Raw genomic sequence first — 10,792 nt, forward strand, 5'->3', positions numbered from 1 at the left:
AAAGTTAAACCTAATTATATACCATTTAATCCTAAAATATTTTACAAGGAATGGATTTCATGGGATAATTGGTTAGGAATGGAACAAAACTATAATAAGAATTATTTATCTTATGATAAGGCAAAAAAAATTATTTCTTTTTCTAATATAAATACAGAACAGAAATGGCATGAATTTTTTAAATTAAACAACCAAAAAATAGCATCTATTCCTACCGATCCAGAAATATATTATAATAATGGAGGATGGATTTCATAGGATGAATGGTTAAAAAAAGATAAAAAAGAAATTTCATATAATGAATTATGCCAATTATTAGAATGTTCGATAACAGACTTATCTAATTATGCAAGATATTTTAATGTAGAACTATCAGAAGTTTATAAATTCGTTGGTAATGAATTGGCATTTAAGATTGCAATGGAATTCGTAAAAGTAAAAGATAACTTATAAAGTTAATGATAAAATTTATATTATTGCAGGTAATAATCTTGAACTAAAACCTTTTTTATTAGATTAAGGACATTCAATTTTTGTAAGTACAATAGCTACAAAAGTTCTGATAGAAAATATGTAGTTTCAGGAAGTAGAGATAGTAGAATTCGTATATGGGATGTAAAAACATCTATATCTAAGTTAAAATAACAAGTTCAATAACCTGTACTTTTGGAGTTGTATTAAAAGTCATTATGATCCAACTATTAAAATATAGTAATATTTTTATGCTATTGGATAATAAGAATAAATTCTAAAGGATATTTCTATTTAGGCATATTCTTTAATAATGTCATTCTCATCCAAGCTGAAGTAGTAATATTAACTCCTACCTCTGTTGACATTTTAGAAGCTTGTTCTTCAATCCATTCTTTTTCAATCTGGTTTAATGCCACAGGAATAGCTGTATTTCTAACTTCATTTAGAGCTTTTTTTGGTCTTCCCATTGATTTTTTTGTTACTATTTTTTTTTCATCTAAAACTTTTTCATCAGTTTTAATTTTAGAAGTATTTTTCTTTAATTTATCTGCATATCTCATATTAATCCTTCAAAGTTTTTTTAACTTGCTTCATATCTTCAATAGCATTTCTATAGATATGTCTTTTAAATCTGTTTGTACCTGCTTTTGTTTCAATATATTCACAATCAAATAAACTGTCTTCTAAAACAGAAGATTCTCTTACAAATAGAATAGTTGCTTTTATATCTTTATATGATTTATTTATTTCTTCGAGTAGATACTCTTTTAATTCAATTGCTTTGTTATTATTTTTTGTTCTATTTATTACAATAATGATATTTTTATTAATCTCATATATATCTTTTAATGTTGCTATTGTTGCTTGAACATCTACAATAGATGTTAAGGTAGGTATTATGATTTTTTCTGATTGCTTAATAATAATATTAATTCTAGGATCTTTAAATCCCCCAAAATCATAAACAATATTATCATCAAATGGTATCTCTTCATATTCTTCAGTAGAAACTAAAAAGCCTTTTTCTTCAGGCATTAAATTATGTGCGGAAGAGTGAGAATCATTTGTAACATATGTATAGTCTAACATTTGCGCAATTTGAACAGATAGAGTTGTTTTCCCAACACCACCTTTTATACTATAAACTACTATTGACAAAATTTAATCCTTCAAATTTAGATAACTTTATATTTAATAAGAAGTTATTATATCTAATATATTATTAATATAAGTTATATAAATTAATATATAAATTATATATAATTCTATATAAAAAGTAATTGAATTAGATTATTGAAATAATAAAAATTAGATGTAAATTTAATATGATTGTTTTGAAAGTAAAAGTTAGTATAGAAGAGGTTGTATTACATAAAATCTTTCTAGTTTATATTAAGCTCACTCCCATACCTAATAATATCAACACCATACTTATCTCTAATCTTAAGCAACTTTTCATTTAAAGCTTTAAATTTCTTATCTCTTTCATAATCAATTAAAGAAAAGGTTTTTTGATTATGTGCATTGGAAAAGTTTGATGCAGAAATCCCTATATAGTGTTTTTTATGAGTTATATGATTATCTAGCTTCTTAATCATATCTTTTGAAAGATCAATTAAAAACTTTTCATTAAAAAGTCTATTATGACTAATTGATTGAGAGTTCTTTGATCCATACTCATATCGTATTTTAAAAAAATAGCTTGTTGGATTTAAAGATAGTTTTGAAATAGTAAAACTTAAATATCTTGCAAGAATCAGTACTCTATTACAATATTAATTATATAAAATACACAATCTTACAGAATCTTACACAATTATTATATATTTTGTAATTAAAAATATTATTTATACAATTCTTAAAGTTATATTATTAAGAACTATTGTGTTATAATTTTAAACATGTAAAAAGGAAATTTAATGGAATTAATAAGTAGGAAAAAATTATTTAGTATAGTAGTAAGTATTTTTTTATTAAGTATAAGTTCACAAGCACTTACTCTTAAAGAAAGTGTATTGGAATCGTTGAATACAAACCCTATTGTCAAAGAACGTCTTAACAACTTTAATGAAACACAACAAGATTTAGAAATTACAAAATCAGAATGGCTTCCTTCATTAGATTATGTAGGAACATTTGGTCGAAATGATGGAGGAGAAATAAAAGATTATTCTTCAGATCGTGAATATAAAAATAGTGTAGAAGATAATACTTATAATCATTACACAAATTCATTGAAATTAACACAAAATATTTTTAATGGTTTTAGTACTACTCATAAAATTGATTATCAAAAAGCTAGAATTCTTGCTGCTGCTCATCATTATTTAGAAAATGCAAATGATGTTGCTTTTCAAATGGTTGGTGCATATTTAGATGTTGTAAGAAGCTATAAATTATATCAAATCTCTAAAGAGAATGTAGTAATTAATGAAAAAATTTATAATGATGTACAATCTTTATTTGATCAAGGACTTACAACAAAATCAGAAATGACAAAAGTTTTTTCTTCTTTGTCATTAGCTAAATCAAATTTAATAGTACAAAAAAATAATACAGTTGATAAAGAATTCCGATTTAAAAGATTATTCGGAAGAGATGCTGATGTTTCAACTTTTACACTTCCTGCTTTAAATTATGTAATGCCAGAAAGTATAGAACGTGCAACAATGCTTGCAATTAGAAACAATCCTTCAATTTTAGTAAGTAATTTTAATATTAAAGGTGCACAAGCATTATATAAAGAGAAAAAAAGTAATTTTTATCCAACAATAGATTTAGAAGTAGAACAAGTTTTTAATGATGTTAGTAAGGATAATGAATTTGATAGCCAAGATGATAGATTCAGCGGATATGTAGTTCTTAACTGGAATTTATATAACGGTGGAGCAGATGTTGCTGATGTTCAAAAAAGTAGAAGTACTATCAATAAAGAAGTAGAACTTCAAAGACAATTAAAAAGAGAAACTATTGAAGGTTTAGAACTTTCTTGGTCTGCTTATCATTTATTAGGTGACCAATTAGTAGAATTATATAAATATAATGACTTTTCACAAGAAACACTTGAAAGTTATCAAAGTGAATATGAAATGGGAAGAAGAACTTTACTTGATTTATTATCAGCACAAAATGATATTGTAAGTTCAAAAAACCAAATTGTGAATGCTCAAATGGATAAATTATACGCTCAATATAGAATCTTAGATGCAATGGGATTATTGGTACAAACTGTTGTTGATGATACTCAAGTATTTAATAATATTACATTACCTACTACTAAACCTTTTGATGTTGTAGAAGATAAATTACCAGTTGATCTTGATGTTGATTCAGATGGAATTGTTGATTCATTAGATATTTGTGATAATTCAATAAACTCTAACGATGACATTACTCCTTATGGTTGTTCACAAGAAAAAGAAGATAATGATATTGATGGAATTATAAATTCAAAAGATATGTGTCCTAATACTATATTTGGTGCAACAGTAGATGCAAAAGGTTGTGAAATTGACGACTCAATTAATAAATTTGATATTGAAAAAGAATCTCTTTTAAATATTGTTCCTGCTTATACAGAAGAAAGTCCAATAAAATCAGAAAAATTAGGTTTATATGATTATGAATTTAATGTAGCAGCAAATAAAAATGTAAAATCTAAAGAAATGGATAATCATTTAATGTATGATAATTTTGAACTTATTAAAAGATTTGAATTTATTAATATGGATGCATTTAATTTAAAAGAAAACAATATATCAGAAATTGCAGAAGTAATTAATGATTATAATGACCAAGATATTAAAGTTACTGTAATAGGTCATAGACAAGCTAATAAAAACAAAGAAAAAAGTTATGATATTGCTGCTTCTTATGCAAATAGTATAAAAAATCAACTTGTAAGTAATGGCGTAAATGAAGAAATAATTATCGAAGAATCAAGAGTTGATTATGATAGATCATTCTTAGAAACAGATCGTGAAGATAAATTATTGAATAATGTTGTAGCAATTGCATTATATGTACCTAAGAAAATAGAAAAAGTTATTCTTGATGATGATAATGATGGAGTTATTAATGAATTAGACGAATGTCCAAATACTCCTGCTGGATATGCAGTAGATGAAAATGGATGTACAAATACAATTAATTTAGAAGTTTTATTTGAAAATAACTCTTCTGTTATAAAAGAGGAAACAAAAGAAAAAGTATTAGCTTATGCTAAATATCTAAATGACAATAAAGAGTTTAATACAATTATTACTGGTCATTCTAGTAAAACAAATAGATCTTCTTTTTCTTATAATAAAAAGTTATCAACAAATAGAGCAATAGCTATAAAAAGTTTATTAGTTGTAAATGGTGTTGAATCCTCTAGAATTCAAGCTGAAGGGAAAAGTTTCTCTGAACCAATAGCAAGTAATGATACACTAGAAGGACAAGCTTTAAATAGAAGAATTGAAGCTACACTTATAAGAGTGGAAAATAAATAAAATATAAAAGGTAACAAATGAGCGAAAAAGCCTTAAAAACTAAAGACACCCTTCTGGAGTCTTTGGTTTTATATACAAGATTATTTCATAAACCTTTTTCATCAGAGTCTTTACTGTCAGGTTTACCAATGGATTCAAACCTGACTTCTCAAATGCTTTTCTCAAAAACAAATTCAAAATCTTTATTTTCAAGAGCTGCTTTAAGAGCAGGATTAAAAACAACAATTATTAAAAGATCAATAAAAGATATTTTGAGTTTACAACTACCAGTAATTTTACTATTGTCAAATGAAAATAGTTGTATTTTAGAAAGTTTTAATGATGATAAAACAAAAGCAAAAGTGATTTTTGTTGGAACAGAAGAACCTTTGGTAGAGTGGATTGAGATAGGTAAACTAGAAAAAGAGTACTTAGGTTTTGCATTCATGTTAAAGAAAGCATATGAATATGAACACGAAGATGATAAAAAAACACTAGATATTTCTGATCAGAAACATTGGTTTTGGAGTACCTTAGGATTTTCTAAAAGAATATACTTAGATTGTATTTTAGCTTCTATTTTAATAAATTTATTTGTATTAGCAACTCCTTTATTTACAATGAACGTTTATGATAGAGTTATTCCTAATAATGCAGAAGAGACACTTTTAGTTTTCACAATTGGTGTTATCATTGTTTTTATATTAGATGCAAGTTTAAAATTTATAAGAACATATTTTTTAGAAATTGCTAGTAAAAAAAGTGATATTATTATGTCCTCTATTATTTTTGAAAAAGTTTTAGATCTACAAATGCATGCACACCCAAAATCAGTGGGCTCTTTTGCAAATAATCTAAAGAGTTTTGATAGTATACGAAATTTTCTTACGAATGCAACATTAAGTGTATTGATTGATTTCCCTTTTGCAATACTTTTTTTAGCTGTTATTTTTTATATTGCAGGAATTTTGGTTTTAGTTCCTCTTTCAATTATTCTAATAATTGTTATTTACGCACTGATAGTTAAAAAACCTTTACAAAATAGTATTGAGAATACCTACGAAGCAAGTGCTAAAAAAAATGGAATTTTGATTGAAGCTTTACAAAATATTGAGACAATTAAAGCACAGGGAATGGCTGGAAATATTCAGTATAATTGGGAAGAATCAACTGGCGAAATTGCTAATAAAAGTTTAAAGTCAAGATTGTTATCTTCATCAATTCCTACAATCACTGGATTATTAGTAGGTCTAAATACAGTTTTAATTATAGTTTTTGGTGTTTATTTAATTCAAGAGTTTGAACTTACAATGGGTGGATTAATTGCAACTATGATTTTATCAGGACGAGCTATTGCTCCAATGGGACAAATTGCAGGATTAATTACAAACTATGAAGATGCAAAAACTTCATTTAATATGCTTGATGAAATAGTTAATAAACCACTTGAAAGACCAACAGCTAAAGAATTTGTTAAAAGACCATCATTAAATGGCAATATTGAATTTAGAAACGTGTCTTTTAAATACCCAGATAGTGAAGCATATGCTTTAAAAAATGTAAGTTTTTCTATAAAAGAAGGTGAAAAAGTAGCTTTCATTGGAAGAATTGGTTCTGGTAAATCAACTATTGCAAAACTTATTTTAAAACTATATGAACCAGAAGAGGGTTCTATATTGATAGATGGAATTGATATATCACAAATTGATCCAGCAGACTTAAGAAAAAATCTAAGCTATGTACCTCAAGATATTCATCTTTTTAGAAATACAATTAAAAGTAATATATTAGGTACTTACAAGTTTGTAGATGATCAATGGATGATTGAGTGTTCAAAAACAAGTGGAACGGATGAGTTTGTAAAACTTCATCCTATGGGATATGACTTACCAATAGGTGAAAGAGGAGCTGGACTTTCAGGAGGACAGCGACAAAGTGTTGGAATCGCAAGAGCTTTGATTAACGATGCTGATATTTGGTTATTTGATGAACCTACTAATGCAATGGATCAGACGACAGAAGGTCATATCTTAAAAAGTCTAAATGAAAAACTTGATGACAAAACCCTTTTACTTGTAACACAAAAAATGAATTTACTTAATTTGGTATCTCGAGTTATTGTAATGAATCAAGGTGAAAAAGTTTTAGATGGTGAAAAATCTGAAGTTATAAAAAAATTAGGAGCAAATGATGGGTAAGTTTACAGAAAATTCTAAAGCTTTTTTCCAAAAAACTCCAAAGTTATCGAATAAGAACTTAAGTGCAAATGATTATGAATATATGAATAGTTTAAGTGCTGCACTTCTTCATAATGGACCTAGAAAGTTACATTGGGTTCTTATTTCTTTTTTAATTACAATTGTCCTTTTCATCTCTTGGGCATCAGTTGCCCAAATTGATGAAATTGCTAGAGGAAATGGAAAAGTAGTTCCTAATGGGCAAAATCAAATTTTACAAAATCTTGAAGGTGGAATCGTTTCTGAAATTTTAGTTAAAGAAGGTGACTCTGTAAATAAAGATCAAGTTCTAATTAAAATTAGTAATGAAAAATCAAATTCAACAGCTGCCTCAAATGAATTGAAATCTTTTTATTTACAAGCTCAAATAAAAAGACTTGAAGCAGAGTTAAAGAAAAAACCTTTTACTTTTAAAGAAACTAAGAATAAAATTCTACGAGACTTTTTAAAAAATGAAAATGAATTGTATCTAACAAATAAAAAACAACTTGATTCTCAAATATTAATATTAAAAGAACAAATTAAACAAAAAGAGAATGAATTAAAAGATGCAAGACAAACAATAAGTCATCTGAGATTTTCTGTTAATACTATTTCAAAAGAAGTTAAAATGACGAAGCCAATGGTTGAAAGAGGAATTAGATCAAAAGTAGAATTTTTAAAACTACAAAGAGAACAAAGTGATGCTAGACAAAAACTACAAAGTGCTATTTTATCTGTTTCTAAAATTAAATCAGAAATATTAGAAATAAAGAAAAAAATTGAAGAAACATATCATTTAGCAGATGTTGATACAAGAGAAAAATTAAATGAGACTATATCATCTTTGGAAGATTTGAAAGCAAATTCAGTTGCTTCGACTGATCAAGTTTTTAGAACAATTGTAAAATCTCCATCCAATGGAATAGTGCAAAAACTTCATGTAAATACTGTTGGGGGTTCTGTAAAACCTGCACAAGATTTAATAGAAATTGTACCTACTGGACATAAATTAATTGTTGAAGTTAAAATATCACCTAAAGATATTGCTTTTATTTACCATGGTGAAGAAGCTATAGTAAAATTTTCTGCGTATGATTTCTCTATTTATGGTGGTTTAAAAGGAAAAGTTATAAATATTAGTCCTGACACAATAACGGAAGACGATGATAAAACTTTTTATTTAATTAGGATTGAAACAGATAGAAACTACATAGGTGATGAAAAGAAACAATTAAAAATTATTCCAGGTATGGTTGCAGATGTAGATATTATTACAGGTAAAAAAACTATATTAGATTATATTTTAAAACCAATATTAAAAACAAAACAATATACATTTACGGAAAGATAAGATGAAAACAATATATTTATTAAGTGATGACTTATTGTTACTAGAAAGATGGAAAAAGTTAATTAATATTGAAACTAAAGTAATTGACGATACAGAAGAATTAAGAACTATTAAAGATAGTATTTTGATAGTTAATACTTCTGTTTGTAAAAATATTTCTTCAAAATTTATTAATGATTTTATAAAAGATCAAAATCAAATTATAGTTTTAGATAACACTCCGAGTTTTTTAAATGCAAAAAGATTTTTAGATCTTGGTGTAAAAGGTTATGGTAATACTTTAATGACAACATCATATTTAAACTCAGCAATAGAAGCTGTCTCAAATAATTATGTTTGGTTAATACCTCAAGTTACAACGCAATTTTTAAAAGATATTACAAAAGAAGACACTGCTACAAATGAAAAAGAACTCTTTGAAAACTTAACAAAAACAGAAAAAACTATAGCTAGTTTATTAAAAGATGGATATAAAAATACAAATATTAGTGAAGAACTAGATATATCTATCAATACAGTTAAAACACATATAAAACATATCTATGAAAAACTAAATGTAAAAGATAGATTATCTTTTGCTGGATTATTTTCTAAATAAAAACAATATTTTTATAATAATCTAATACCTCTCTCATTATCATCCTTTGGGGTGATATACAAACTAAAAAAATTACACTAAAATCTAAATATAATTAATAATAGTATAATCAAAAAGGAAATATTATGGCAACAATTGCAGGAAGTATAAAAAGTTTATCAAATGGAATTTTCAGTGCAAAAGACGAAAATGGAAACATTAGAATTTTAAAAGTAGGGGATGTAATCTACGAAAATGACACAGTATTTGGTAGTAGTAGTAACTCTTCTTCATCTCAAATAGAAATTGAACTTTCTGGAAATGATGTCATTGTTTTAAGTGAAGGTCAAAAACAGCTAATCGATTCTTCTTTAATAGAAACAGCATTTGGTACAGAAGAATTATTCTTTACTATGGATGGGGCTGATGTAAAAGTTGATGAAACTGATACAGATACTGCTACTGGAACTAATGGTGATGTAACAGAAGAAGAAACAGCAGCTGGTGAAGAAATAGCTGAAGATGGAACAGATTTTAGTTCTGCATTCCAAGATAGAGATGGAAATGCTACTAATATTGTTAGTGATTTAAGACAAGCACAATTTGGTGACGAAGTAGAAAGAACTATTCCAGATGGCGAAAATTTGATTACAGCAGATTTAAGTGTGAATGATATTAGTGCTTATGAAGATGATGGATTTTTAATATTTACAGTTTCATTAGATAGAGCATTAAGTGGAGATGTAACTTTTGATTATAGTACAAGCCCAATAACTGCAACAGAAAACGGTACAGATTATACAGATGTTTCAGGAACAATCACGATTCCAGCAGGAAGTACAAGTGTAACAATAAGAGTTCCAATTACTGATGACTATATATCAGATAATGGTGAAACAATTAACATAAATATTTCAAATGTTGATGGAAATGCAAATATTGTTAAACCAGATGGTGTAGGTACTATTTTGGATGAGATAATATCAACAGATACAACAACAGTAACATTAACAGCTTCACCAATTACAGAAGATTCAGACACAATTATTTATACAGCAACAGTAGATAATGCAGTTACTGAAACTCCATTAGTTGTAACATTAGATGATGGAACAGAAATTACAATTCCAGTAGGTGCAACAACAGCTGATTCAGATCCAGTAACACTTCCTGAAAACTCAGATGTATATAATGATGAAGGAACAATTGATAATGCAATCGCAGAAACTACAGGTGGAAACTTCGAAGATCTTGATACAAGTTCAACAGTAAGTACACCAGTAGAAGATACAATTAATGAGACAGTATTAACATTAGAAGATGTAACAGTAGATGAAGGTGGAACAGCAACAATAGGTCTTTCATTAGATCAAGATACAAAAGTTGATTTAGTAGTAACTCTAGATGCAAAAGATGTAAATGGAGATAATATCGTAGTTACAATTCCAGCAGGAACAACAGCAGGAACAGTAATAACTTCTCCAGCATTTGAAATCAATAATGGTGAAGATGTATATAACGATAATTCAAGCTTTGAAGTATCAGTAGTAAGTACAGATAATGATACAACAGAAGATGATAACTTCGAGTTATTAACTACAACAGATACAGCAACAGTAACAGTAGAAGATACAATTAATGAGACAGTATTAACATTAGAAGATGTAACAGTAGATGAAGGTGGAACAGCAACAATAGG

The 10,792-nt window shown here is 26.9% G+C and carries 9 protein-coding genes; 6 read left to right on the forward strand and 3 right to left on the reverse strand.

Annotation, left to right across the window (positions count from 1 at the left end; translation table 11 throughout):
- Window positions 1-258: hypothetical protein (locus ACERKK_RS04435; protein WP_373771872.1), on the forward strand; the 258-nt coding region annotated here is incomplete at its 5' end.
- 503 nt (window positions 259-761) lie between these two features.
- Here ACERKK_RS04435 and ACERKK_RS04440 read toward each other — a convergent pair.
- The 3 genes from ACERKK_RS04440 to ACERKK_RS04450 form a co-directional block, all read right to left on the reverse strand.
- Window positions 762-1,034 carry a hypothetical protein gene (locus tag ACERKK_RS04440; RefSeq protein WP_373771873.1) on the reverse strand — a complete coding sequence of 91 codons (273 nt, stop codon included), beginning with the start codon at window positions 1,032-1,034 and terminating at the stop codon, window positions 762-764.
- 1 nt (window position 1,035) lies between these two features.
- On the reverse strand, window positions 1,036-1,632 hold the full coding sequence (locus ACERKK_RS04445; RefSeq protein ID WP_373771874.1) for a hypothetical protein: 597 nt from the start codon (window positions 1,630-1,632) through the stop codon (window positions 1,036-1,038).
- A gap of 224 nt (window positions 1,633-1,856) precedes the next feature.
- Window positions 1,857-2,072: a hypothetical protein gene (locus ACERKK_RS04450; RefSeq protein WP_373771875.1), complete on the reverse strand. Its 216-nt coding sequence runs from the start codon at window positions 2,070-2,072 to the stop codon at window positions 1,857-1,859.
- Between the two features lie 321 nt (window positions 2,073-2,393).
- Here ACERKK_RS04450 and ACERKK_RS04455 point away from each other — a divergent pair, with 321 nt between their 5' ends.
- The 5 genes from ACERKK_RS04455 to ACERKK_RS04475 all read left to right on the forward strand — a co-directional run.
- Complete coding sequence (locus ACERKK_RS04455) at window positions 2,394-4,967, forward strand: TolC family outer membrane protein (protein WP_373771876.1); 2,574 nt, start codon at window positions 2,394-2,396, stop codon at window positions 4,965-4,967.
- Window positions 4,968-4,984: 17 nt separating this feature from the next.
- On the forward strand, window positions 4,985-7,144 hold the full coding sequence (locus tag ACERKK_RS04460) for a type I secretion system permease/ATPase (RefSeq protein WP_373771877.1): 2,160 nt from the start codon (window positions 4,985-4,987) through the stop codon (window positions 7,142-7,144).
- A complete protein-coding gene (locus tag ACERKK_RS04465) occupies window positions 7,137-8,516 on the forward strand; it encodes an HlyD family type I secretion periplasmic adaptor subunit (RefSeq protein WP_373771878.1) in 1,380 nt (459 codons plus the stop codon). Before ACERKK_RS04460 ends, ACERKK_RS04465 begins: the two co-directional genes overlap by 8 nt.
- 1 nt (window position 8,517) lies before the next feature.
- A complete protein-coding gene (locus tag ACERKK_RS04470) occupies window positions 8,518-9,114 on the forward strand; it encodes a LuxR C-terminal-related transcriptional regulator (RefSeq protein ID WP_373771879.1) in 597 nt (198 codons plus the stop codon).
- A 125-nt stretch (window positions 9,115-9,239) separates the two neighbouring features.
- Window positions 9,240-10,792, forward strand: a 1,553-nt coding sequence (locus ACERKK_RS04475) for an immunoglobulin-like domain-containing protein (RefSeq protein ID WP_373771880.1), incomplete at its 3' end; no start/stop codon positions are given.

Origin of the sequence: Poseidonibacter sp., from assembly GCF_041821165.1 — a bacterium.
Lineage (GTDB): Bacteria > Campylobacterota > Campylobacteria > Campylobacterales > Arcobacteraceae > Poseidonibacter.

Coding starts and splice junctions, on each gene's coding strand:
- ACERKK_RS04440 (WP_373771873.1), bottom strand. CDS start 1,034: ATGAGATATGCAGATAAATTAAAGAAAAATACTTCTAAAATTAAAACT.
- ACERKK_RS04450 (WP_373771875.1), bottom strand. CDS start 2,072: ATGATTAAGAAGCTAGATAATCATATAACTCATAAAAAACACTATATA.
- ACERKK_RS04455 (WP_373771876.1), top strand. CDS start 2,394: ATGGAATTAATAAGTAGGAAAAAATTATTTAGTATAGTAGTAAGTATT.
- ACERKK_RS04460 (WP_373771877.1), top strand. CDS start 4,985: ATGAGCGAAAAAGCCTTAAAAACTAAAGACACCCTTCTGGAGTCTTTG.
- ACERKK_RS04465 (WP_373771878.1), top strand. CDS start 7,137: ATGGGTAAGTTTACAGAAAATTCTAAAGCTTTTTTCCAAAAAACTCCA.
- ACERKK_RS04470 (WP_373771879.1), top strand. CDS start 8,518: ATGAAAACAATATATTTATTAAGTGATGACTTATTGTTACTAGAAAGA.